This window comes from Serratia inhibens, from assembly GCF_003591175.1.
Lineage (GTDB): Bacteria > Pseudomonadota > Gammaproteobacteria > Enterobacterales > Enterobacteriaceae > Serratia > Serratia inhibens.
The window spans coordinates 251,518-273,062 of the sequence record NZ_QYYG01000002.1 but is presented as its reverse complement, the minus strand read 5'-3'; the positions used below and the strand labels follow the sequence as shown (position 1 = coordinate 273,062).

Below are 21,545 nucleotides of genomic sequence, written 5' to 3'. Positions count from 1 at the left end.
GATTATTTCCCGCTGAAATTAGGCGTGCGTTTGGCGAAGAAGGCGCTGACGCCTTCACGATAATCGTCGCTGCGGCCGCCGAGACGCTGAAGATCGCGCTCCAGATCGAGCTGTTGATCGAGGCTGTTGGTCGCCGAACTGTAGAGGGCTTTTTTAATCAGCCCCAGTCCGTAGGTTGGCTGGGTGGCCAGATGCCGCGCCAGCGTTTGGGTATGGTCGGCTAATTCGCCTGCGGCCACCACCTGCCAGATCATGCCCCATTCCAGCGCCTGCTGTGCGCTGACCTTGTCGCCCAGCAGCGCCATGCCCATGGCGCGGGCATGGCCCGCCAGACGCGGCAGGAACCAGCTGCCGCCGGAGTCCGGCACCAGCCCCAGGCGGCAGAATGACTGGATAAAGCTGGCGTTGTCGGCGGCGATCACGATATCGCAGGCCAGCGCCAGCGCGGCCCCGGCGCCCGCCGCCACGCCGTTGACGGCACAGACTATCGGTTTGGGCAATGCGGTCAGACGGCGGATCAACGGGTTATAAAAACGTTCGACCGACAGGCCGAGGTCCGGTGCCTGCTGTTCAACGCTGACGTTACGATCGTTGAGGTCTTGCCCGGCGCAAAAACCGCGTCCGGCCCCGGTGATCAGCAGGCAGCGCACCTCGTCGTCACGTTCGGCGCGGGTCAGCGCCTCGCTGAGCTGGTGGTGCATCTCGTCGTTAAAGCTGTTCAGCCGGTCCGGCCGGTTGAGGGTCAGGGTCAGCACCCCGGCATCGAGGTGGGTGAGAATCAATGCGTTATCCATAAATCAGCGCCCCTGATAGTTTGGCGTACGTTTTTCGAAGAAGGCGGCGATGCCTTCGCGACGATCGTCGGTGGCGGCCAGTGCGACAAACTGCTGGCGCTCAAAGGTCAGCCCCTGGCTGAGGCCGATTTCTTCCGCCTGTTTCAGCGCCTGCCTGGCGGCACGCAGCGCCAACGGGGCCTGTAAGCTGATGCGTTCGGCGATCTGTTGAGCGCGTTCCAGCGTCAGCGCGTCGACGCACACTTCACTGACCAGCCCGGCTTGCAGTGCGCGGGCGGCGTTGATGGCTTCACCGGTCAACACCATCTGGCAGGCCAGGGATTTCCCGACGCAGCGAATCAAGCGTTGAGTGCCGCCCGCTCCCGGCATCAGGCCGAGGGTGATTTCCGGCAAGCCAAAGCGGGCGCTTTCGCCGCAGATAATGATGTCGCAAGCCAGCGCCAGCTCGCAGCCGGCACCGAGCGCGTAGCCGTTCACCGCCGCCAGCAGCGGTTTACTGAACTGTGCCAACCGTTGCCACAGCAACGGGCGGCGATCCGTCAGTGCTGCGGGCAGGTCCTGCTGTTGCAGTTCCCGCAGATCGGCACCCGCAGCGAAGAAGCGCGCTGCACCGGCAATCACCACCGCGCCCACGCCTGGGTCGGCATCGGCCTGTTCCAGCCGATGCACCAGCTGTTCCAGGCAAGGAGTGCTCAGGGCGTTACGCGCTTCCGGGCGATGCAGCGTCAGGGTTACCACGCGCAGCCGCTGTTGCTGCAAGATCAAAGGGGTTTCCATTACCGGCTCCTATACGTCAAAGTCCAACACCACGCCGTCACCGCGCGGCCACGACTGGCAGCTCAATACGTAGCCCGCCGCCAACTGATCCGGCTCCAGGCTGTAGTTGACGCCCATTTCCACCTGGCCGGCTTTCAGCCGGCACTTGCAGGTGGCGCACACCCCGCCTTTGCAGGCGTAGGGCAGGTCAGCGCCCTGACGCAGCGCCGCGTCCAGAATGCTGTCGTCCTGTGCGCCAACCTCGATATTCAAACGGCGGCCATCGAGCAGGATCTCCACCCGGGTGGCGTTGCGGCTGCCGTCGTTGGGTGGGCGGGCGGCAATGCCGCTGGTGTTAAAGCGTTCGCTGTGAATATGCGCGGCCGGTACGCCGGCCTGTTCCAGCACGGTTTGCGCGTCGTCCATCATCGCCTCCGGTCCGCAGATAAAGGCGTGGTCGTAGTCGCGATAATCCAGCAGTGCGCCGCCGATAGCCGTCAGGCGTTCGCGATCGATACGGCCGCTGAGCAGCGGGCTGTCGAGGCTCTCCTGGCTGAACAGGTACAGCGGCTGGAAGCGCTGCGGATAGCGGTTTTTCAGGTCGCTCAACGCCTCTTTGAACATCACCGAGCGGCTGCTGCGGTTGCCGTAGATCAGCGTGAAGCGGCTGTTGGCTTCCAGTTGCAGCGTGGCCTTGATGATCGACAGCATCGGCGTGATGCCGGAACCGGCGGCAATCGCCAGATAGTTGCCGCAGTTTTCCGCCTGCGGCTGATAGCCGAAACGTCCCTGCGGCACCATGACCTCCAGCGCGTCGCCGACTTTCAGCATTTGGTTGACGAACGAGGAGAAACGGCCCCGATGTATCGCTTTGACGCCGATCTGCAGCAAGCCTTCCTGCGGGGCGCTGCAAATGGAATAACAACGGCGCAGTTCTTCGCCGTTGACCTGCGCCTTTAACGTCAGGTGCTGGCCGGGGGTATAGCGGTAATGGTTTTTCAAATCGTCGGGTACGCGTAGCGTAATGGCCACGGCGTCCGGCGTTTCGCGCTCGATGGCGGCGACGTTAAGGCGATGGAAGACCGTCATGGTGTTCTCCAATGGCAGGACGCAGCCTATATGCATTTGAAATAGTCGAACGGTTCCCGGCACTCGCAGCAGCGGTACAGTGCCTTGCAGGCGGTGGAGCCGAACTCGCTGATTTTTTCGCTGTGGGTGCTGCCGCAACGCGGGCAGGGCACCGGGCCGTGGATCTCGGGTTTATCGCAGGTGTGGCCCTGCGGCGGCGCGACACCGTACTCCCGCAACCGCGCACGCGCAGCCGCATTCATCCAGTCGGTGGTCCAGGCCGGGCTGAGGCGAATGGTCACCTTTACCGGGCTGAAACCGGCTTCGGTCAGCCGCTGCTTGATGGCGTCGAGCAGGAATTCGGTAGCGGGGCAGCCGGAGTAGGTCGGCGTAAAGGTAATGCGCCAGCCCGCGCCGTCCGGCTCGACATCGCGCACCATGCCCAGATCGGTGATCGACAGCACCGGCAGTTCCGGATCGCTGATCTGTTGCAGGCAGTGCCAGATTTGCGGGATCTCGGCGGCCTGCAGCCGGGTGATGTTCATGGCGTCCTCTTTACCAGTTGCTGTTGGGGTAGGCGCGCTGCAGAAACTGCATTTCTGCCAGCAGCGGGCCGAGATGTTCGCTGTGCCGCCCCTGTTTGCCGCCGTGGCGAAACGCCTGTTCCGCCGGCAACGTCAGGGTGGCCCGGTGCAGCGTGTCGTTCACCAGCGCCCGCCAGGGTGCCTCAAGTTGACGCGGATCGGCGGCGATACCCTGTTCCGCCAATTCGAGCTCGAGGTCATCGGCATGGAACAGTTCGGCGGTAAAGCGCCACAGGTTATCCAGCGCCTGCTGAATTTTTTGATGGCTGACTGCGTTGCCGTCGCCCAGGCGAATCACCCAGCCGCGGCTGAAGCGCAGGTGATAATCCGCCTCTTTCAGCGATTTGGCGGCGATGGCGGCCAGCTGTGGGTCACGGCTGCTGCTTAGCGCCTGATGCAACTGTACGTGGTAGGCGTCGAGCAAAAACTGCCGCACCAGGGTGTCGTTGAAACCGCCGTTCGGCTGTTCCGCCAGCAGCAGGTTATGGAATTCGCGCTCGTCGCGGCCAAAGGCCAGGCGATCTTCGCCGTATTGCGGCCCGGCCAGTTCGGCGGCATAGCCGAGAAAATGGCGCGCCTGCCCGAGCAGATCCAGGCCGATATTCGCCAGCGCCAGATCGATCTCCAGCTCCGGCGCGTGGCCACACCAGGCACACAGCCGCTGGGCGAGGATCAGCGGCGTATCGCTCTGACGCAGTACATAGGTGATTCGCGGATCGTTAAAGGTCATGGCCGCCTCTACATGTTCTTGATGCCGTCGGGAATGGTGTAGAACGTCGGGTGACGGTAGATCTTGTCATCGGACGGATCGAAGAACGCCCCGCGATCTTCCGGCTGCGAAGCGATCAGATGGCTGGATTGCACCACCCAGATTGAGCAGCCTTCGCTGCGCCGGGTATAGGCATCGCGAGCATTTTCCAGCGCCATTTGGTCATCGGCGGCGTGCAGGCTGCCGACATGGCGGTGTGCCAACCCTTGCTTGCTGCGAATAAACACTTCATACAGCGGCCATTCAGCGTGAGTCATTTTCGATTCCTTAATCTATGCGGCGGTGGCGGCGTTTTTCTTCGCGTGGGCCAACGCGCCTTCACGCACCCAGGCGCCGTCGTCCCAGGCGCGGCGTTTGGCTTGCAGGCGTTCGTGGTTGCATTGCCCGCGCCCTTTGATCACCTCGTACAACTCGCTCCAGTCGATAGCGCCGAAGCGGTAGTGACCGGCGGCTTCGTCCCAGGCCAAATCGGCATCGGGTGCGGTCATGCCCAGCGCTTCCAACTGCGGCACGGTATTGTCGACAAACTTCTGCCGCAGCTCGTCATTGCTGTGGCGTTTGATCTTCCACGCCATGCTCTGCGCACTGTGTGGCGAGTCGGTATCGCTCGGGCCGAACATCATCAGCACCGGCCACCAGAACCGGTTAATGGCGTCCTGCAGCATCGCTTTCTGCTGCTCGCTGCCGTTAGCCATCGCCATCGCCGCTTCGTAACCCTGGCGCTGGTGGAAGCTCTCTTCTTTGCAAATTTTCACCATTGCCCGCGCATAGGGGCCGTAAGAGGCGCGGCATAATGCCACCTGATTGACGATGGCTGCGCCGTCGACCAACCAGCCGATCACCCCGATATCGGCCCAGTTGAGCGTCGGGTAGTTGAAGATGGAGGAATACTTCATTTTGCCGTCGAGCATCTTTTGGTAGATCTCCTGACGCGAGCAGCCCAGAGTTTCGGCGGCGCTGTACAGGTACAGACCGTGTCCGGCTTCGTCCTGCACCTTGGCCAGCAACACCGCCTTGCGGCGCAGGGTCGGCGCCCGCGTCAGCCAGTTGGCTTCCGGCAGCATGCCGACCACTTCGGAATGGGCGTGTTGGCCAATCTGGCGGATCAGGTTTTGGCGATAGGCGTCAGGCATCCAGTCTTTGGCTTCGATGGCGGTATCCGCCGCAATCTTGTCGTCGAAGTGCTGCTGATGTTGCGCGTCAGTTATCATGCTTGCCTCTTGGTGATTCGTATTTTTCACATTAAACATAAAAATGTGAATCACGTTATTTCACCTTAAGGCTACAAACTGATAACAAAAAGATCAAACGGCCTTTGTATGGTTTTGCGATGCCACTCCCAAGTGATATTTATAATTTATTGTTTTTAATCATTTTATAAAAATAACCAAAGCCTGTTTTTCAACGTATTTGGCTTGTGCTTCCGTAATTCTGTTTGGTTTTTGTTAAATGTCGACCCGACAGAGACTGGACAATATGTGATACGCAATTAAGCTATCTAGTGTAAATTTATGAATTCCGGAGATGCACATGCAGCAGTTACACAGTTACCTTTCTGGCGGCTGGGTGTTCGGCCAGGGGCAAGCCCGCGAAATCCATCACGCCATTACCGGCGAACCGCTGTATCAGGTTTGTTCCGACGGCTTGCCGCTGGCCGCCAGCCTGGACTATGCGCGCAATAAAGGCGGCAGGGCGCTGGCGCAGATGACATTCCAGCAACGCGCTCAAATGATGAAGGCAGTGGCTAAACACCTGCTGGCGCACAAAGAGGCGTTGTATGAGATTTCATACCAGACCGGCGCCACGCGCAGCGACGGCTGGGTGGACATCGAGGGCGGTATCGCGACGCTGTTCGCCTATGCCGGCATGGCGGGACGTGAACTGCCGGACGATACCCTGTGGCCGGAGGACGAGCCGATTCCGTTATCCAAACAGGCGCAGTTCGCTGCTCGCCATGTACTGACCTCGCGACCGGGCGTGGCGCTGCATATCAATGCCTTTAACTTCCCCTGCTGGGGGATGCTGGAAAAACTGGCGCCGACCTGGCTGGCGGGTATGCCGGCCATCATTAAACCGGCTACCGCCACCGCGCAACTGACGCAGGCGACGGTCAGGCTGATTATCGACAGCGGGCTGGTGCCGGAGGGGGCTTTGCAGTTGGTGTGCGGCGGTATCGGCGACATGTTCGAACACCTGGATTATCAGGATGCGGTGACCTTCACCGGCTCGGCGCAGACCGGCCAACACCTGCGTGCACACCCGCGCCTGCTGGCAAAATCTATCGCTTTCACTATGGAGGCCGATTCGCTTAACTGCTGCGTGCTGGGGGAGGACGTCACGCCGCAAATGCCGGAGTTCGCGCTGTTTATCAAGGAGGTGTGCCGTGAAATGACCGCCAAGGCCGGGCAGAAATGCACCGCCATCCGGCGGATTATCGTGCCGGCGAAGCGGGTGGCTGAGGTGCAACAGGCGCTACTGCAGCGGCTGGCCGGGGTGACGGTGGGCGATCCCAAACTGGAGCAGGTGCGCATGGGGGCGCTGGTCAGCCGCGAGCAGCGCGATGATGTGCAGCAAAAGGTGGAATTCTTGTTGCACCACGGCTGCGAACCGCTGTGCGGCGCGGCGCTCGATAAGCTGGAGTTGGCCGGTGAAGGGGTGCAGAAAGGCGCGTTTTATCCGGCCACGCTGCTGTATTGCGCCGATCCGTTTTCGCATCAGGCGGTACATGGCACCGAGGCTTTCGGGCCGGTGGCGACGCTGATGCCGTATCAACAGACCGAACAGGCGATTGAGCTGGCGCTGCTGGGCCAGGGCAGCCTGGTGGGGTCGCTGGTCACCGCCGATGAGGCGCTGGCGACGCGCTTTATCCGCGCCACCGCCTGTGCTCATGGCCGCATGCTGATCCTGGATCGCCACGCAGCAACGGAATCTACCGGTCACGGTTCACCGCTGCCGGTGCTGATGCACGGCGGGCCGGGGCGCGCCGGCGGAGGCGAAGAGTTGGGGGGATTGCGTGCGGTGAAACACTATATGCAACGCACCGCCATCCAGGGTAGCCCGGCGATGTTGGCGGCTATTGGCCGTGAGTGGATGCGCGGGGCGACGGTGATTGAGGACCCGGTTCATCCGTTCCGCAAATACTTTGAACAGCTGCAATTGGGCGAAAGCCTGCTGACCGCCCGTCGTACCGTGACCGAAGCCGATATCGTTAACTTTGCCTGCCTGAGCGGCGATCATTTCTATGCCCATATGGACAAGATTGGCGCCGCCGAATCGCTGTTTGGCGAGCGGGTGGCGCACGGCTACTTTGTGGTTTCCGCCGCCGCCGGGTTGTTTGTCGACCCCGGTGTGGGTCCGGTGATCGCCAACTATGGCATGGAAAACCTGCGGTTTATCGAACCGGTGAAGATCGGCGATACGCTCCAGGTGCGCCTGACCTGCAAAAAGAAAATCCGCAAGCCGCAAAAAACCGCGGAGGATCGTCCGCATGGGGTGGTGGTGTGGGATGTTCAGGTGTTGAATCAGCATCAGCAGGCCGTTGCGTTGTACAGCATTTTGACTCTGGTGGCACGACAGGAGGGCGATATGGGGCCGGCAAGGTAGCCGCCGGCCCGTCATGGTTGCTAAAAACGGGTTAAACCGCCGCGCTGTTGCAGACGATGCGGTTTTTACCCTCTTTTTTGGCCTGATACAGCGCGCTGTCCGCCAGATTGATAAAACCAATTGGCGTGTCGTTGTACATATGCGGCACTTTGGCGCAGATGCCAATGCTGAGGGTAATCACGCCTTGCGGATTCCCCTGATGTGGAATCTTCAGTTCATGCACCGCCTGCATCACGCGTTCGGCGAAAATCAGTGCCCCCTGGGCGTCGGTGTCCGGCAGTATGATGCTCATTTCTTCGCCGCCGTAGCGGGCCATGATGTCATTGCTGCGGCTGGCCAGCCCTTTGAGCATTTGCCCGATCTGCTGCAAGCATTGGTCGCCGGCGACGTGGCCGTAGATATCGTTGTACTGCTTGAAATAGTCGATATCCAGCATCAGCAGCGCCACGCTGCGGTAGTTGCGCGCCGCGCGCGCCAGTTCGTTCTTTAAGGCGATATCAAACTGGCGGCGGTTGGCCAGCCCGGTCAGGCCGTCCAGCAGCGCCAGCTCTTCAAGCCGCAGGTTGATGCTGGTGAGTTGATCGCGGGTGCGCATCAGCTCGGCCTCGGTGCGCATGCTGTGGTTTATCTGCCGCATCAACACCAGCCCCAATGCCAGCAGAATGGCCAGCAGGATAGCCCCGCCGGCCACAAACAGCCCGGAATCGTTGCGCCAGTCGGCCAGCGCGTCTTCTTTCGACAGCCCGGCGGTGATCACCAGCGGATAGCGGTTGACCCTTGAATAGCCATAAATCCTTTCCACCTTGTCGTATAACGAGGTGATGGTGGCGTTACCGAATTCGGAATGCGGCAGAATTTCGCGGAACAAGACACCCTGAGAGATATTTTTACCGATCGAAGCGGCGGAATAAGGGCGGCGGTAGAGAATGGTGCCGTCTGCCAGCAGCAGGCTGAGCGCGGCGTCGCTGTTAAGCGCGAAGGTGTCGTAAAACTGGCGGAAATAATCGATGTACAGCGTCGCCAGCACCACGCCGGCAAAACTGCCGTCCGGGTTATTTAAACGGCGCGACACCGGAATGATCAAATCGCCGGTCGAACGGCTGCGCACCACTTTGCCGATGTAGATCGCATCGCTGTTGTGCTCAAGGTGGTATTTAAAATACTCGCGGTCAGCGTTGTTGGCGTTCTGTACGAACCTTCCGGAGGAGGTGACTATCCAGCTGCCGTGCGAATCATAAATAAACAGACCGTGCAACTGAGGCAGATTGCCGACCTGTCCTTGCATCAACTTTTGCAGCCGCAACTGTTGCGCCTGGCCCAACCCGTCGGTTTGAATGCGTTCGGCCAGATCGGACAGCGTACTGTCGACTTGCAAGAAAGTGTCATCGGCATGTTGCGCCAACGAGCGCGCCAGATTGGCGGACTCATATTCGGCGCTTTTCAGATCGCGCTGATGCGCATTCCAGATTTGCCAGACGTTAAACAGAATCAGCGTGGCGGCAACGATGATGACAAACACGCCAGCCTGAAATAATAACGGGGAATTTTTACCCTTGTGCGGCAGATCGGCATCCTGCGGTTGCTGCTGTGTCATGTCACCCTTTTATTATGCGATTTTTAAATAAAGTTAAGAACTATCTTACATCTTATTCGTTAATTCTGCTGACCACTACTCCCTTAAACAAGTTACCCTCGGCAGAGGTGACAATTTGCCAAAAAATGCCCGAAAATTAGAGGATCGCGAGTGTGTCTGACATCATCATCATTACTTTACTGACGTTGGCGGTGTATTACCCGGTGACGCTGGGCGTGTTGGCATTGATGATATTTTTTGCCTGGCGGCGGCGTAAATCGCCTTACTGGCGTTTGGGTGTGGTGCTGCTGACGGTGCTGTTTGCGTTGTTCGCCATGGCGGCCTACGACTGGCATCACTATAGCTGATTGCCGGAGGCGCGGTGTCCGCCAGAGGCCGTGGGCACCGCGACGGGGTGGGATTATTCAACGTTAATCATCCAATTGACGCCAAACTGGTCGGTGAGCATGCCAAACCCCTTGGCCCAAAAAGTGGGCCCATAAGGCAGGGTTACCTGTCCGCCCTGCGACAGCTTTTCAAACAGTTCACGTCCTTGTTCCACGTCGTTCGGATTGAGCGACAGGGAAAATCCTTTATGTGACGCGTCAGCGCCATCCTGCGGGCAGCCGTCGGAGGCCATCAGCGCGCTTTCGCCAATCAGCAACCGTGCATGCATGATGGATTCCGGATCGGCATCCTGAGGGCTACCCTGTTTTGCTTCCTCGGGCATCTCCTTGTAACGCATGATCATTTCAATTTTACCGCCCAGTTGCTGCGCGTAGAAATTCACCGCTTGTTCGCAATTACCGTTAAAAAATAAATAGGGTTGAATCAACATGACATTGACCTCGGTTATGGCCCGTCAGGCTATAAACCGGCCTGAGGGCGGGGGAAATAATTTCGCCTGGCAACTATTGCCACAGGTGACTTACAAGTGTAGTGCGAATCGTGGTGAATGCCCGGTGGGCGATCACGCTCTGGCGCTTTGGGGGGCGACCAAACGGATTGAGCGAAAAAGCGGGATGAGTCATCCCGAGTCGAACAGCTTATCTGAGCGGTCAGGCTTTCTATACTCAGGGCAGCTTTCACAAACGGAGCCATTGTCATGAGTAAGCAATCTTTGAATGGAAAAGTCGTATTGATCGCCGGCGGTGCGAAGAACCTGGGGGGAGGGGGACGCGCAACCCAATCTGGCGGCCACCGGCGATGAGCATTGCGCTGCTTTATCCCCATCGTCGACAGCGTTCGGCGCGTTTCACGGCGTTTGCCGAGTGGTTCAGCCGTTTAATCAAGCCGTTTTGCGAAAGCTGAGCGGGGCGCGACATTACATCAACAGCTGCGCGGCAGAGCCGTCCAAGAGGGCGGCAAAGGCATAGATGACGGCGAGTATCAGCACAAATGGCGTATTGTTCATTGCCTATCTCCAGCGGAAATATTCACTTCAAGTATAGCCCGCTGAAATGACAGCCAGATGAATTCGAACGTTTTTTGTACACGCAAATTCAGACAGACGGAAATGTGTAAACTGCTGATATTTGTCTATAGTAACAGTGTGAAGCTGCGTGTTTGTCGCGAATCACCCTGTATCGCGCTGCCGGTAACGGCAAGCATAGGGAAACATAGGTGTGAAAGTATCGGTCAGGGTTGGAGCAAGTGCGAAACTCGGTGTGAACTTTTCGGCTATGTTAACTTAAGGATATGAAATGTCAGTAGAAAATGACGTTAAAAACAATGTTGAACAGCTGTGTGACGGTGCAAAATCTGCCGCATGTGAAGTGCGGGCCGGTTTGAAAGACGTGGCCGGGCACTCCTGTTCTTACATTAAGGACAACCCCTGGGCTGGGGTTGGCGCCGGTGCCGTCGTGGGCCTGGTGATAGGATTTCTTTTAGGCAAAAAGTAAATAGGGAGAGTAAAAATGGGCATCATTTCCTGGATCATTTTTGGTTTAATCGCCGGTATCCTGGCTAAATGGATCATGCCGGGCAAGGACGGCGGTGGCTTTATCGTAACTGTTATCCTCGGGATCATCGGTGCGGTGATCGGCGGCTATATCAGTACCTTCTTCGGTATGGGTCGCGTAGATGGCTTTAATCTGGGCAGCTTCGTTGTCGCAGTAATCGGTGCCCTGGTGGTGCTTTTTGTCTACAGAAAGATCAGAAGCTAATCAGGTGCTGATCAACAGGGTCGCCGCGGCGACCCTTTTTCGTTAAATCATAGCGGTCGTGCGGCTTGAGCCGGCGGCGAGAAGGGGATGACCATGGGTCTGTTTGATAACGTATTGGGCAGTATTCTGGGTGGCGGCGCTAACGGCGGCAAAGGCATTGACTATGTCGCCATCATGCAATGGGTCCAGCAACAAGGTGGCCTGCAGGCGATTTTGGACAAGTTCCGCCAGGGGCAATTCGGCGATGTGGTCGGTTCGTGGCTGGGCAACGGCGAAAACCAGCAGATCAGCGGCGATCACGTTCAGCAGGTGCTGGGCAGCGATGCCATTAACCAATTGGCCGAAAAGCTGGGGATTGATCCGGCTCAGGCTTCCAGCACTATCGCGCAGTTCCTGCCGACGGTGACTGACGCTGCATCGCCAAATGGCGAAGTGCAGCAGGACAGCAACGAACTGGGCGACATGGTCGGTAAGCTGTTCAAATAATACTTATGCCCCCGGCATCGGGTCGGGGGCATTGTTTAACGTAATGCCTTCAATCTCCGTCAACGCCTCCAGCAAATAATCTACCCATGCCCGCACCTTGCCGGGAATAAACCGCGCCGCGGGATAGACGGCATGCAGCGCCATCGGTGGGTAGCGCCAGGCCGGCAGTACCTGCACCAGCGTGCCGGCGGCCAGTTGCCGGCCAATCAATGGCCGCTGCGCGCCGCCAATGCCCAATCCTGACTCGATGGCTGCCAGCAGTGAGAAAGTGTTGTTGGCACGAAATACCGGCCGCAGATTCACCATCTCGGCACCCTGAGGGCCGATGAGCGTCAGTGCATCGCCGTCGCGAAGGCCGCTGTAGCGAATGTGCGCATGGGTCGCCAGCGCTGCCGGTGTTTGCGGTGCGCCATGCGCCGCCAGATAAGCCGGCGAGGCCACGAGAATGCGCTGTAACTCCCCCAGCCGCCGCGCCACCGTGCCTGGTGCGCTCAGTTCGCCAAAACGAATCGCTACGTCAATGCCTTCGCCAATGACATCCGCCCGGCGATCGTCCAGCAAAAGCTCAATATTCAGCTCGGGATGACGCTGTTGAAAGGCGATCGCCAACGGCGTCAGGTGCTGCTGGCCGAACCCCGTTGGCGCGTGAATGCGTAAATTCCCTTGCAGCCGTTGGTTCAGACCATGCAGCGCTTCTTCCGCTTCGTTTACCGCCGCTAAAATCGGCTTGATTTGCCGGTAATAGCCACCGCCGGCATCGGTCAGGGAGACGGCGCGGGTGCTGCGAAACAGCAATTGTGTACCCAGTTGCTGTTCCAGCCCGGCGATTTGCTGGCTGACCGCCGGCTGCGTCAGCCCCAGATCGCGGGCGGCCGCCGAGAGGCTGCCCAGCTCCGCTACGCGGACGAAAGTCTTCATGGCGCTCAGTTTGTCCATCGATCCTCCATTTATAGAATTTACTTATAAGTGTTAGTTAAAAGTGGCGTCTACCGCAAGCTTTGCTAATCGATCACAGTAACTGCATCCATGATGAACGGGAGACACAACATGCAAAGCAGCAAACTGGCGCTGGTCGTCGGCGCTAACGGCGTTATCGGCCGTAAACTGATTGAGGAACTGGTCGCGCAGGGGTGGCAAGTGGTTGGCTTGTCGCGCCGCGGGGGCGTGGACCGGCCACAAGTGCGCTATCTGGCGGTTGATCTGCTGGATGCGCAGATGACGCGCGACGCACTGCAACCTCTGACGCAGGTCAGCCACATTTTCTATGCCGCCTATCAGGACGCGCCAGATTGGGCGGGGCTGGTGGCACCGAACCTGACGATGCTGGCGAACGTGGTGGAAGCGGTAGAGCCGGTGGCGCAAGGGCTGGAGCACATCAGCCTGATGCAGGGGTACAAGGTATACGGCGCGCATTTGGGGCCATTTAAAACCCCGGCGCGGGAAAGTGACGCCGGGCATATGCCGCCGGAGTTTAACGTGGATCAGCAAAACTACCTTGAGCGGTGCCAGCAGGGCAAACGCTGGCGCTGGAGCGCGATTCGGCCCAGCGTGGTCGGCGGGTTTTCGCTCGGCAATCCAATGAATCTGGCGCTGACCATTGCCGTTTATGCCTCAATCAGCAAAGCGTTGGGGCTGCCGCTGCGTTTTCCCGGCAAACCGGGCGCTTACCACAGTCTGTTGGAAATGACCGATGCCGGCCTGCTGGCGCGCGCTACGCTGTGGGCGGCGACGGAACCTGCAGCGGCCAATCAGGCCTTTAACATCAATAATGGCGATGTATTCCGCTGGAGCGAGATGTGGCCGAAAATTGCCGATTATTTTGGTCTGGAGACGGCGCCGCCGCTGCCTATGCCGCTGGAACAGATGATGGCGGACAAAGCCGCGTTGTGGCAGACCCTCGCGCAGCGGCATGACCTGGCGGTGACAGATTATCAGGCGGTGACCGGCTGGCGCTTTGCCGATTTTGTCTTCTCGTGGGACTACGACATGTTTGCCGATGGCAGCAAGGCGAGGCGTTTTGGCTTTACCCAATTTGTCGAGACCGAAGCGATGTTCTTTGCGCTGTTTGATGAATTCCGCCAGAGAAAGATTATTCCCTAGCGTCTGCCGCCCACTCGGACGTACCTACGCCGGGTGTTTGAAATATCACCCCGCAGTACCGACTGCGGGGTGTTGCACCTCAGAGGGTCAGCATAATCTTGCCGATATGCATGCTGGACTCCATCAAGGCATGCGCTTCGGCGGCCTGTTCCAACGGGAAAGTTTTGAAGATCTGCGGTTTTAACGCGCCGCGCTCCAGCAGCGGCCACACCTTCTGCTGCAAATCTGCGGCAATTCTCGCCTTGTCTTCCACGCTGCGCGAGCGCAGGGTAGAGCCGGTGTGGGTCAGACGCTTGAGCAGCAGCGGCATCAGGTTCAATTCCTTGACCACGCCATTCTGGGTGCCGATTTGCACAATGCGGCCATCCATCGCAGCTGCCTGATAGTTCTTCGCCACGTAATCTCCGGCGATCAGATCGACAATCACGTCTGCGCCCTTGCCGTTGGTAGCGCGTTTGGTTTGCTCGACGAAGTCTTCGTTGCGGTAGTTAATCGCCACATCGGCACCCAGCGCCAGGCTGGCCTGACGTTTTTCCTCGGAACCGACGGTGGTGATCACATGGGCGCAAAACGCTTTCGCCAGCAGGGTGGCGACAGTGCCAATGCCTGAAGTTCCGCCGTGGATCAGCACGGTTTCACCGGCCTTTAGATGCCCGCGCTGGAACACATTGACCCAGACGGTAAAGAAAGTTTCAGGGATATCTGCCGCCTCCGTCAGGCTCATGTTCTGGGGCACCGGCAGCGCATTGCTCTCATGCACTTTGCAGTATTCGGCATAGCCGCCGCCGGCAATCAGGGCGCACACGCGATCGCCTGGGGCATAATTTTGTACCCCAACGCCGGTAGCAACCACTTCGCCGGCTATTTCCAGACCGGGGATATCCGATGCGCCGGGTGGCGGCGCGTATTGGCCACGGCGTTGCATCACGTCAGGCCGGTTAACCCCGGCGGCGGCGACCTTCACCAAAATCTCACCCTGTTGCAGCGTCGGCAGTGGCCGTTCGGCGACAATCAGCACTTCCGGTTCGCCTGGCTGGCTGATTTCGATCGCTTTCATGGTATTGGGCAGTGGTGGGTATGCTGACATGGTCATTCTCCTCCGGTTGGAGTTCAGGTGCTGTGAACAGTGTAGATAAACGCCTGCTGTAATTCGTATTTTATCTTACAGAAATGCCGAAGGGAGAATGTGGATCATAGGGCGGTTTTCAGGGCGGGGAAGGGGGAGCCGCCGCAGGGCGGCGTGGTATCAGTCGTTTGGCGGGATGCGGAAACCTTTGAGTGAGACGATAAAGTGCTCTTTCCCTTTAGAGATCTTGGCGCCTTTATCGCACCACAAGCTGGCGAGCTGGAAAAAGTCGTCGCTGTCGATGTCGTAAGCCAGTTCTATTTTCTTGGCTGTGCCGTAACGGATCAGCTTTTCTGCTTCCTGATGGTTTGTTGCTTTAATGGTGGTCATAACGAAATCCTTGGTGTAAGCCAGTGCGGATAATCGTCGACCATGATATGGCTGTATTGTGACAATTTTGTGATGAAAAAATGACAGTGAAGGGTTATGCGGCCTGGAGCATAACCCGGGGGCTATGCTCCCACTGTTCTGTCAACGATCGTGAGGACGTATCAGCGTGCTTTTTTTCTGTGACTTAAAGTGTTTGTACAATGCATATCCTGCAATGCCGGCCAAAATCGCCAGTAAAGACATATATTCTGTCGCCATGAGATTAATCTCCGAGAAAGAGTGGCTAAGGAGCCGCTATTTGTGACAGTTATCACGTTATAGCGCAATAAGACCATTCTGTAACGCTGCAAATTATTGATATTTAGGCATAAAAAAAGCGCCTATAGGAAGGCGCATAAAAATTTACAACACAGCTTGTTATGTTCAGCACCAGGAGGAGTGGTGAACAGGGAGCCATTGTATGAACTCCGCACGGCGACAGATATAGGGATAACTCTTAAAGCGCAACTACCACTGATAGCCCATATTCAGGCTGTAATCGTCATCCTGATTGGTGGAGTAAGGATCAGACTGGCGGCGGCGGTCGGTTTTTTTCACCGGGCCGTTAAGCGCCGAATAGGGTTTGGCACGCGGACGGCTGCAACCGGGGTGATCGCATTCCATTTCAACGCGAAAACCGGTTTTGTCTTCTGACTCAGCCCAGACAACCGGCGGCTTGACCGTTTTGGCTGCCGGGCCAAGGGCGGTTTGCGGTACCGGCGCAGGGGCAAGGCTTGGCTCCGGCGCGGTATAAGATAAATCTAGCGCCTGGGCTGAGTGAGTGATCAGCATCAACAGGGCGGTGCAGCAGGATACTGCCAGCGTACGCTTTCTCGGCATGGTCGATCTCCCTTCATAATTACGCGTCGCAACTATAAAACAGCGCAACGAGAATGACTATCATTTATGGGGATGGGCGTCTTCTTTCGGGGCTGGTCTATAAAAAAACTCTCTTTATCAGACATCGGACCAGGGGCATTGATACTGTAAAAGACGAAATTGTGTTCAATCTCAACAAGGTGGCTACCTGGCTGCGGGAGAATTTTAAAGAAATTCAGGCTGCTTCAGGCTCCTGTTATCGGGTAAATACAGCCAATAACGCTGATAAATTAAACGGATGGGGTTAAATTCTGTGCGTTTAACCCCGTTTACACCAAGGGGCCGACAAAAAGAGTTGCTATTAAAGCGCTGTCATGAGTTAATGCTTCTCGGCCTGTGGTACAGACCTATTTATGCACGACATTTTGAGTAAAGTAGTTCAAATTTAAAGCGTTATCCTAGATAGCTCTTCTCTGACGAATTTCCTTTCTAGTGCCTCCATAAGTAACTGATGACCGGCTATATCATATGCCCATGGTGGCTTACATTTAATATTGAAGGAATTAGACATGTCTAACATGATCAAAGGTCAAGTGAAGTGGTTCAACGAGTCTAAAGGTTTTGGTTTCATCACTCCAGCAGACGGCAGCAAAGATGTGTTCGTACACTTCTCTGCTATCCAGGATCAAGGCTTCAAGACCCTGGCTGAAGGCCAGAACGTACAGTTCTCTATCGAGAACGGTGCTAAAGGTCCGTCAGCGGCTAACGTTACCGCTATCTAATCGGCTCCTGCTGATTAATAAAAACCCGCCAAGGCGGGTTTTTTTGTGCCTGTAATTTGCCTAAGACGAAAAAAAGCCCGCAAGTCTGCGGGCAAAAGTTCCTTGTTACTTCTTCATTTGCAGGCACCTCTCTGGGGGGAAGCACCTGTGAACAGACTATCCTTTGTGCCCTTAAGATTCTGCGGCCAAAACGTTAAGAAAGTGAAAAAATGGGGGCGCATTGGCCTGCTACGCTTTAGGAAAACGCTAAAATGGGTATGTCGCGGGTCGACCCGCTACGGCACAGTGTTTTTCACACCTCATTTTGTAATACACTGACTTCAATGATAAATGATGGGGGAAATATGAAAGTTAACGATCTGGTAACGGTAAAAACTGACGGTGAACTGCGACGTGAAGGGGTGATACTGGCGGTAGAAGAATTTAATGAAGGGATCATGTACCTGGTCGCTCTGGACGACTACCCTGCCGGCGTCTGGTTCTTCAACGAGATTGACAGCCGTGACGGCACCTTCGTTGAACTGCGACAGGTCAGATAAGCTATCGACAAACGGCCGATAACTTTCCAACGCATTAAGTTAATTCGCAAATTTTCGCAAAGTTATTATTTCGTAGGGGTAGGAATTTTCTATCTTTTACTACGGGAATACCCGCCGCGGCCGAGGATGTCGTCGCGAGCAGGTATTGGGGTTATATAAATGTTTTATATCCAGGATGCACGGAGAACAAAACATTTAAAACCAAATCTGAGCTGAATGTACGGTAAAGCTCTTTACCTAGCGGCTATTGACAAATATCCCACTGGTTAAGGTGTCGGTTAAACGGACAACATGGTAAATAATTTGCTTGTTGTGCGTTTTAATTTTTCTTTTGATATTTCCCTTGTGGGAAGAGACGGTCTTGGCTTTAATTTGCATCTGGTCGGATATCTGGATGGTTCCCTGACCCGACATCCACATGCGCAACATGTTCGATTCTGTTTGACTTAGCGTAACGGGCGTCTGGTCAAATGAGGTCTTTTCCGTGCGAGTGGCTTTTTTCTCAAGATAGTGACTAAGTAGCTGATTCATAGTCTCTGGCTTGATGGATTTTGACGAGATGATGACATTTTTACGAACATATAAATAATCGTCAAAATGTACGTTGGTGATAGCCATAAAGATGAAGAATAAGGTGTCCGGATGCAGTGAAATCACCCCTTTTATACGTTCTGTCGCATTGGCTTCGTGTATAAAGCAATCTTCGTTAATAAACACCAGGCTAGGTTTCAACTTGCTGCATTTTTCATGCAGATCGTCGATGTCGTTGATGGCATTAATTTGGCGTTTTTTTACTCCGTGTGCTGTCAGGTAGTCTGTTAAACCCAATCTTGTATAGCTGCATGAATCCATAATGATCGTTGGCATATCGCACCCCCACTTAAATCCGTTTTACCGCGGTAACAAAGAGAAAAAGCCTGAAGCCTAAAGGCAAAAAAAAGGAACAAAATTTCACATATAGCGAGTGTTCTATCAATAAATACGACGGCACTCAATGATATTTTCTTTCTAAACTAATTAATCATGTGAATCTATAAGTTTAGCTTAAGTCAGAACAATCTGCTAATCGATAATTTGGCTGGCAACAACGCTAACTTATGCTTGAACCGCGTGCCTACAGGCATCGTTATGATCGAATCTATGCATCATGTCACGAAATGAAATTTTTGATTGCTAGGAAAATTCTTAAAAAAAATTCATGTGTTGTTTTTTTAACATTTTTTAGCCTAATTATTCAGCGTGATGAATGTTGTAAAATCGTGATTTTTCAATAATTACTGTTATATATCAGTATGTTGGTCTTTTGTTTTTCATTTTTGGTAATGAGAATTCTTTCTTTTTTTATCAGTCATGATATCCAATAATCACATAGAGTTAACATGGAACCGGTTCTTTGTTAAGGAAACTGAAGATATAACAAAGAGTTGATGTGGCTATATGTGCTATTTCACAAAATGTGAGAAATGTCAGAGAGTGATTAATTGGTTTTTCTGAACTGTTTTCGTTCGTCATGGCCAATATGGCTTTGATGGAGGTGGGAGTTCTACACTATTCCAGGCCTGCGACCGGCCGCAATCAATCATGAAACGGGCGCCGCAAGGGCGCCCTTAAACACTGTGATTAAAACGCTTCAGGCAGGCAGTGCCGCAACGATTCCAGCGCCAGGCGGATATCTTCTTCTTCTGTCATCCAATTAACCAATGCGGCGCGGATCCCGGGTTGCCCGTTAAAGCGAGTGGGGGTACAACGTACGACGCCATGCCGATCGAGCCGGGCGATAAAGCGATCCCGCGCGGTTTCGGCATCCCCTTTAACGTTACTGAGAGCAAAGCACACCACGTTCAAATTGACCGGTGCCAGCAGATGAAAACCTTCGCTGGCATCCAACTCTGCGCCCAGTCGGCGTGCCAACCGGATATTACGATCGACCATGTCCTGCATGCCGCTGCGGCCATAGGCTTTCAGCGCCATCCATAGCGGCAGGGCGCGGAAACGCCGCGAGTTTTCCGGCGTCAGGTGCAGGTAGTCGTCCGGGCGCAACGTTGGCGCTTCCATATAGACCGAATGGTTCTGAAAAACCTGCATCTGCAGCGCCAAATGACGGGTGAATTGAATGGCGCTGTCGTAGGGCACATTCAACCATTTATGCGCATCAACGGTGATTGAATCCGCTTGTTCCCAGCCGGTTAACAATGGGGCATAGTCCGGTGAACAGGCGGCGACACCGCCAAAAGCGGCATCAACGTGCAACCAGAACGGGTAACGTTCGCGCAGTGCCAGCAGACGCGGCAGATCGTCGAAAGTCACGGTGTTGACCGTGCCGGCGCTGGCCAGCACGATGACAGGCGCGCCATTGCTGGCGGCCAGGTGCCGCTCCAGCGCGGCGGTGTCTATGGCTTCGGAATCCGGCAGGCTGTCGATGATTTTCAGCGCATCGCGGCCGATCCCAAGCATGCTGAGCGCCTTCACGCTGCTGGCATGGGCACTCGCCGACAGCACCTGAATGGGTCCTAATGCCGCGAGTCCTTGTTCGGCGACATCGATCCCACGCTGTTGCCCCAGCCACTGGCGGCCAATAGCGATGCCGACAAAGTTGGCCATGGTCGCCCCGCTGACAAAGCTGCCGCTAAATGCTTTCGGTAAACCCAGTAACGACTTCAATTGCTCAATAGTCGCCAGCTCAATCGCTGCGGCAACGGTGTCGTGGCTCAGCAGGCAGTTTTGGTCTATGGCACTAACCAGCCAATCCGCCGCCAGCGCAGCCGGGGTCGCACCGCCGGTGACAAAGCCAAAATAGCGTGGCCCGGCGCTGCCTGAAAGACCCTCGGCATAGCGCAACCAGAAATCTTCCAGCGTCGCCAAGGCGCCGTTGCCACTGTCCGCCAGTTGGTCGTCGCCCAATTGCAGCTGCTGGGCCTCAAGAGGAGGGTAAACCGGGCGCTGCTTCAACCCGGCCAGAAATTCGTCTGCCAACTGACGGGTCCGGTCGAGTATCTGTGGAAATTGGTCAAGATCCTGCTGTAAACGAGGGTGCATCTGTGGCTCCGGAGAGAAGAGGTTAAGGGTGACACCATAGACCATTTGCTTTAGTGCGAAAATCGATGAAAAATGACCCTTTTGGATAGCTGGACTAACCAATGTTCAATGAGCGTGTTCCCTTGCATACCCTGCCGACTTTTGTGATTGCCGCCAAACTGGAGAATTTGCGCGCCACCGCGCAGCAGGTGCATCTTACCCACGGCGCGGTCAGCCAACAGATCCAGCAGCTCGAACAGGCGATCGGCTGCGCGCTGTTTGAACGGCATGGGCGCGGGGTTCGTCTGAATGCCGCCGGCCACGAACTGCTGGCGGTGGCGGAACCGGCGCTGCAGGCGCTGCAACAGGGGATTGGCCGCGTCAGGCGCGTTGCGCAAAGCCACAGGTTGCGCATCAGCGTGCTGCCTTCCTTCGCACACTATTGGTTAATGCCGCGCCTGCCGGCTTTCCGCGAGGCCTGCGCCGGCATTGCGCTGGAAATTGACGCTTCGCTGGCGGTGCAAGATCTGGCGCGTAAAGGATTTGATGCGGCTATTCGGATTGGCGAGGGGCAATGGCCGAACTTGCAGGCACGGCGCATCGCTGCCGGGGATGTGGTGCCGGTGGCTACCCCAGAGTTGGCTCAGCAGTGGCAGGCGGCATTCGACAAGGGTTCACCGAACACGCCACTGTTGGAGCATGATGTTGCTCCCTGGCGCAGTTGGTTTGCGGCGCACCAAAGAGGGGAGTGCGGCCGGCAACTGGCGCTGTTCAATGACGCCGGTTTGCTGATCCGCGCCGCCGAGCAGGGGTTCGGCATTGCGCTGGTGAAAAGGCTGCTGGTGAGCGATGCCCTGGCGGAGGGCCGTTTGGTGGCGCTGGCCGAGGCAAAGCATCTGGATAAGGGCGATTTTTACCTGGTTTGGCCACAGACCGCCGGATTGACGCCGGCGGTCGAAGAGTTATTGCACTGGTTGCAGCGCCAGTTGGCCTGAGG

The 21,545-nt window shown here is 56.3% G+C and carries 25 protein-coding genes; 10 read left to right on the top strand and 15 right to left on the bottom strand.

Going from position 1 to position 21,545, the window contains the following annotated elements; all coding sequences use genetic code 11:
* Window positions 1–2: 2 nt before the first annotated feature.
* The 7 genes from paaG to paaA are packed head-to-tail and all read right to left on the bottom strand — an operon-like array spanning window position 3 to window position 5,182.
* Complete coding sequence (gene paaG / locus D4100_RS10335) at window positions 3–794, bottom strand: 2-(1,2-epoxy-1,2-dihydrophenyl)acetyl-CoA isomerase PaaG (protein WP_006319279.1); 792 nt, start codon at window positions 792–794, stop codon at window positions 3–5.
* Window positions 795–797: 3 nt separating this feature from the next.
* Window positions 798–1,571, bottom strand: coding sequence for a 2,3-dehydroadipyl-CoA hydratase PaaF (paaF, locus tag D4100_RS10330; RefSeq protein WP_119804266.1), 774 nt, complete (start codon window positions 1,569–1,571; stop codon window positions 798–800).
* A gap of 9 nt (window positions 1,572–1,580) precedes the next feature.
* A complete protein-coding gene (gene paaE, locus D4100_RS10325) occupies window positions 1,581–2,639 on the bottom strand; it encodes a 1,2-phenylacetyl-CoA epoxidase subunit PaaE (RefSeq protein ID WP_043912509.1) in 1,059 nt (352 codons plus the stop codon).
* Between the two features lie 26 nt (window positions 2,640–2,665).
* Window positions 2,666–3,163, bottom strand: a complete 498-nt coding sequence (gene paaD, locus D4100_RS10320; protein WP_119804265.1) for a 1,2-phenylacetyl-CoA epoxidase subunit PaaD — start codon at window positions 3,161–3,163, stop codon at window positions 2,666–2,668.
* Between the two features lie 10 nt (window positions 3,164–3,173).
* Window positions 3,174–3,932 (bottom strand): 1,2-phenylacetyl-CoA epoxidase subunit PaaC, encoded by a 759-nt coding sequence (gene paaC, locus D4100_RS10315; protein ID WP_119804264.1) that lies wholly within the window; start codon window positions 3,930–3,932, stop codon window positions 3,174–3,176.
* A gap of 8 nt (window positions 3,933–3,940) precedes the next feature.
* Window positions 3,941–4,228 carry a 1,2-phenylacetyl-CoA epoxidase subunit PaaB gene (gene paaB, locus D4100_RS10310; RefSeq protein WP_004946321.1) on the bottom strand — a complete coding sequence of 96 codons (288 nt, stop codon included), beginning with the start codon at window positions 4,226–4,228 and terminating at the stop codon, window positions 3,941–3,943.
* Window positions 4,229–4,243: 15 nt separating this feature from the next.
* Window positions 4,244–5,182, bottom strand: coding sequence for a 1,2-phenylacetyl-CoA epoxidase subunit PaaA (gene paaA, locus D4100_RS10305; protein ID WP_244941657.1), 939 nt, complete (start codon window positions 5,180–5,182; stop codon window positions 4,244–4,246).
* A 319-nt stretch (window positions 5,183–5,501) separates the two neighbouring features.
* On the opposite strand from paaA, the gene paaZ reads away from it, so the two are divergent.
* The gene (gene paaZ, locus D4100_RS10300) at window positions 5,502–7,574 is read left to right on the top strand and encodes a phenylacetic acid degradation bifunctional protein PaaZ (protein WP_006319273.1); all 2,073 of its coding nucleotides are present in this window, start codon (window positions 5,502–5,504) and stop codon (window positions 7,572–7,574) included.
* Window positions 7,575–7,605: 31 nt separating this feature from the next.
* Here paaZ and D4100_RS10295 read toward each other — a convergent pair whose 3' ends face one another.
* Entirely contained in the window at window positions 7,606–9,168 is a 1,563-nt protein-coding gene (locus D4100_RS10295) for a sensor domain-containing diguanylate cyclase (RefSeq protein WP_006319272.1), read from the bottom strand.
* Window positions 9,169–9,320: 152 nt separating this feature from the next.
* Here D4100_RS10295 and D4100_RS10290 point away from each other — a divergent pair, with 152 nt between their 5' ends.
* Window positions 9,321–9,515, top strand: coding sequence for a hypothetical protein (locus tag D4100_RS10290; RefSeq protein WP_006319271.1), 195 nt, complete (start codon window positions 9,321–9,323; stop codon window positions 9,513–9,515).
* Between the two features lie 53 nt (window positions 9,516–9,568).
* On the opposite strand, the gene D4100_RS10285 is transcribed toward D4100_RS10290, so the two are convergent.
* A complete protein-coding gene (locus D4100_RS10285; protein WP_119804263.1) occupies window positions 9,569–9,985 on the bottom strand; it encodes a VOC family protein in 417 nt (138 codons plus the stop codon).
* Between the two features lie 865 nt (window positions 9,986–10,850).
* Here D4100_RS10285 and D4100_RS10275 point away from each other — a divergent pair.
* The 3 genes from D4100_RS10275 (at window position 10,851) to D4100_RS10265 (ending at window position 11,798) form a co-directional block, all read left to right on the top strand.
* Window positions 10,851–11,048 (top strand): glycine zipper domain-containing protein, encoded by a 198-nt coding sequence (locus D4100_RS10275; protein WP_119804262.1) that lies wholly within the window; start codon window positions 10,851–10,853, stop codon window positions 11,046–11,048.
* Between the two features lie 15 nt (window positions 11,049–11,063).
* On the top strand, window positions 11,064–11,312 hold the full coding sequence (locus tag D4100_RS10270) for a GlsB/YeaQ/YmgE family stress response membrane protein (RefSeq protein WP_006319267.1): 249 nt from the start codon (window positions 11,064–11,066) through the stop codon (window positions 11,310–11,312).
* 93 nt (window positions 11,313–11,405) lie between these two features.
* Window positions 11,406–11,798: a YidB family protein gene (locus D4100_RS10265; RefSeq protein WP_119804261.1), complete on the top strand. Its 393-nt coding sequence runs from the start codon at window positions 11,406–11,408 to the stop codon at window positions 11,796–11,798.
* Between the two features lie 3 nt (window positions 11,799–11,801).
* Here the strand turns inward: D4100_RS10265 and D4100_RS10260 are convergent, their stop codons facing one another.
* Window positions 11,802–12,734, bottom strand: a complete 933-nt coding sequence (locus D4100_RS10260; RefSeq protein ID WP_119804260.1) for a LysR family transcriptional regulator — start codon at window positions 12,732–12,734, stop codon at window positions 11,802–11,804.
* A gap of 111 nt (window positions 12,735–12,845) precedes the next feature.
* On the opposite strand from D4100_RS10260, the gene D4100_RS10255 reads away from it, so the two are divergent.
* Window positions 12,846–13,898: an SDR family oxidoreductase gene (locus D4100_RS10255; RefSeq protein ID WP_119804259.1), complete on the top strand. Its 1,053-nt coding sequence runs from the start codon at window positions 12,846–12,848 to the stop codon at window positions 13,896–13,898.
* Between the two features lie 79 nt (window positions 13,899–13,977).
* Here D4100_RS10255 and D4100_RS10250 read toward each other — a convergent pair whose 3' ends face one another.
* The 3 genes from D4100_RS10250 to D4100_RS10240 all read right to left on the bottom strand — a co-directional run bounded on the left by D4100_RS10250 (window position 13,978) and on the right by D4100_RS10240 (window position 16,233).
* Complete coding sequence (locus D4100_RS10250) at window positions 13,978–14,985, bottom strand: NAD(P)H-quinone oxidoreductase (protein ID WP_119804258.1); 1,008 nt, start codon at window positions 14,983–14,985, stop codon at window positions 13,978–13,980.
* Between the two features lie 159 nt (window positions 14,986–15,144).
* Entirely contained in the window at window positions 15,145–15,354 is a 210-nt protein-coding gene (locus D4100_RS10245; RefSeq protein ID WP_006319262.1) for a hypothetical protein, read from the bottom strand.
* A gap of 507 nt (window positions 15,355–15,861) precedes the next feature.
* The gene (locus D4100_RS10240) at window positions 15,862–16,233 is read right to left on the bottom strand and encodes a hypothetical protein (protein WP_119804257.1); all 372 of its coding nucleotides are present in this window, start codon (window positions 16,231–16,233) and stop codon (window positions 15,862–15,864) included.
* Window positions 16,234–16,286: 53 nt separating this feature from the next.
* On the opposite strand from D4100_RS10240, the gene D4100_RS10235 reads away from it, so the two are divergent.
* The 3 genes from D4100_RS10235 (at window position 16,287) to dsrB (ending at window position 17,533) form a co-directional block, all read left to right on the top strand.
* A complete protein-coding gene (locus D4100_RS10235) occupies window positions 16,287–16,520 on the top strand; it encodes a hypothetical protein (protein ID WP_119804256.1) in 234 nt (77 codons plus the stop codon).
* A 261-nt stretch (window positions 16,521–16,781) separates the two neighbouring features.
* The gene (gene cspE / locus D4100_RS10230) at window positions 16,782–16,994 is read left to right on the top strand and encodes a transcription antiterminator/RNA stability regulator CspE (protein ID WP_004946278.1); all 213 of its coding nucleotides are present in this window, start codon (window positions 16,782–16,784) and stop codon (window positions 16,992–16,994) included.
* A gap of 344 nt (window positions 16,995–17,338) precedes the next feature.
* Window positions 17,339–17,533 carry a protein DsrB gene (dsrB, locus tag D4100_RS10225; RefSeq protein ID WP_006319260.1) on the top strand — a complete coding sequence of 65 codons (195 nt, stop codon included), beginning with the start codon at window positions 17,339–17,341 and terminating at the stop codon, window positions 17,531–17,533.
* A gap of 237 nt (window positions 17,534–17,770) precedes the next feature.
* On the opposite strand, the gene rcsA is transcribed toward dsrB, so the two are convergent.
* Window positions 17,771–18,400 (bottom strand): transcriptional regulator RcsA, encoded by a 630-nt coding sequence (gene rcsA / locus D4100_RS10220; RefSeq protein WP_006319259.1) that lies wholly within the window; start codon window positions 18,398–18,400, stop codon window positions 17,771–17,773.
* 753 nt (window positions 18,401–19,153) lie between these two features.
* Window positions 19,154–20,569: a pyridoxal phosphate-dependent decarboxylase family protein gene (locus tag D4100_RS10215; protein WP_006319258.1), complete on the bottom strand. Its 1,416-nt coding sequence runs from the start codon at window positions 20,567–20,569 to the stop codon at window positions 19,154–19,156.
* 101 nt (window positions 20,570–20,670) lie between these two features.
* Between D4100_RS10215 and D4100_RS10210 the strand changes: the two genes are divergently transcribed.
* Window positions 20,671–21,543 carry a LysR substrate-binding domain-containing protein gene (locus tag D4100_RS10210; protein ID WP_006319257.1) on the top strand — a complete coding sequence of 291 codons (873 nt, stop codon included), beginning with the start codon at window positions 20,671–20,673 and terminating at the stop codon, window positions 21,541–21,543.
* The last annotated feature ends 2 nt before the right edge of the window (window positions 21,544–21,545 follow it).

Excerpts from the sequence above, each read along its gene's own strand:
- paaG (WP_006319279.1), bottom strand. The coding sequence starts at position 794 with ATGGATAACGCATTGATTCTCACCCACCTCGATGCCGGGGTGCTGACC.
- paaF (WP_119804266.1), bottom strand. The coding sequence starts at position 1,571 with ATGGAAACCCCTTTGATCTTGCAGCAACAGCGGCTGCGCGTGGTAACC.
- paaE (WP_043912509.1), bottom strand. The coding sequence starts at position 2,639 with ATGACGGTCTTCCATCGCCTTAACGTCGCCGCCATCGAGCGCGAAACG.
- paaD (WP_119804265.1), bottom strand. The coding sequence starts at position 3,163 with ATGAACATCACCCGGCTGCAGGCCGCCGAGATCCCGCAAATCTGGCAC.
- paaC (WP_119804264.1), bottom strand. The coding sequence starts at position 3,932 with ATGACCTTTAACGATCCGCGAATCACCTATGTACTGCGTCAGAGCGAT.
- paaB (WP_004946321.1), bottom strand. The coding sequence starts at position 4,228 with ATGACTCACGCTGAATGGCCGCTGTATGAAGTGTTTATTCGCAGCAAG.
- paaA (WP_244941657.1), bottom strand. The coding sequence starts at position 5,182 with ATGATAACTGACGCGCAACATCAGCAGCACTTCGACGACAAGATTGCG.
- paaZ (WP_006319273.1), top strand. The coding sequence starts at position 5,502 with ATGCAGCAGTTACACAGTTACCTTTCTGGCGGCTGGGTGTTCGGCCAG.
- D4100_RS10295 (WP_006319272.1), bottom strand. The coding sequence starts at position 9,168 with ATGACACAGCAGCAACCGCAGGATGCCGATCTGCCGCACAAGGGTAAA.
- D4100_RS10285 (WP_119804263.1), bottom strand. The coding sequence starts at position 9,985 with ATGTTGATTCAACCCTATTTATTTTTTAACGGTAATTGCGAACAAGCG.
- D4100_RS10275 (WP_119804262.1), top strand. The coding sequence starts at position 10,851 with ATGTCAGTAGAAAATGACGTTAAAAACAATGTTGAACAGCTGTGTGAC.
- D4100_RS10270 (WP_006319267.1), top strand. The coding sequence starts at position 11,064 with ATGGGCATCATTTCCTGGATCATTTTTGGTTTAATCGCCGGTATCCTG.
- D4100_RS10265 (WP_119804261.1), top strand. The coding sequence starts at position 11,406 with ATGGGTCTGTTTGATAACGTATTGGGCAGTATTCTGGGTGGCGGCGCT.
- D4100_RS10260 (WP_119804260.1), bottom strand. The coding sequence starts at position 12,734 with ATGGACAAACTGAGCGCCATGAAGACTTTCGTCCGCGTAGCGGAGCTG.
- D4100_RS10255 (WP_119804259.1), top strand. The coding sequence starts at position 12,846 with ATGCAAAGCAGCAAACTGGCGCTGGTCGTCGGCGCTAACGGCGTTATC.
- D4100_RS10250 (WP_119804258.1), bottom strand. The coding sequence starts at position 14,985 with ATGTCAGCATACCCACCACTGCCCAATACCATGAAAGCGATCGAAATC.
- D4100_RS10245 (WP_006319262.1), bottom strand. The coding sequence starts at position 15,354 with ATGACCACCATTAAAGCAACAAACCATCAGGAAGCAGAAAAGCTGATC.
- D4100_RS10240 (WP_119804257.1), bottom strand. The coding sequence starts at position 16,233 with ATGCCGAGAAAGCGTACGCTGGCAGTATCCTGCTGCACCGCCCTGTTG.
- D4100_RS10235 (WP_119804256.1), top strand. The coding sequence starts at position 16,287 with ATGACTATCATTTATGGGGATGGGCGTCTTCTTTCGGGGCTGGTCTAT.
- cspE (WP_004946278.1), top strand. The coding sequence starts at position 16,782 with ATGTCTAACATGATCAAAGGTCAAGTGAAGTGGTTCAACGAGTCTAAA.
- dsrB (WP_006319260.1), top strand. The coding sequence starts at position 17,339 with ATGAAAGTTAACGATCTGGTAACGGTAAAAACTGACGGTGAACTGCGA.
- rcsA (WP_006319259.1), bottom strand. The coding sequence starts at position 18,400 with ATGCCAACGATCATTATGGATTCATGCAGCTATACAAGATTGGGTTTA.
- D4100_RS10215 (WP_006319258.1), bottom strand. The coding sequence starts at position 20,569 with ATGCACCCTCGTTTACAGCAGGATCTTGACCAATTTCCACAGATACTC.
- D4100_RS10210 (WP_006319257.1), top strand. The coding sequence starts at position 20,671 with ATGTTCAATGAGCGTGTTCCCTTGCATACCCTGCCGACTTTTGTGATT.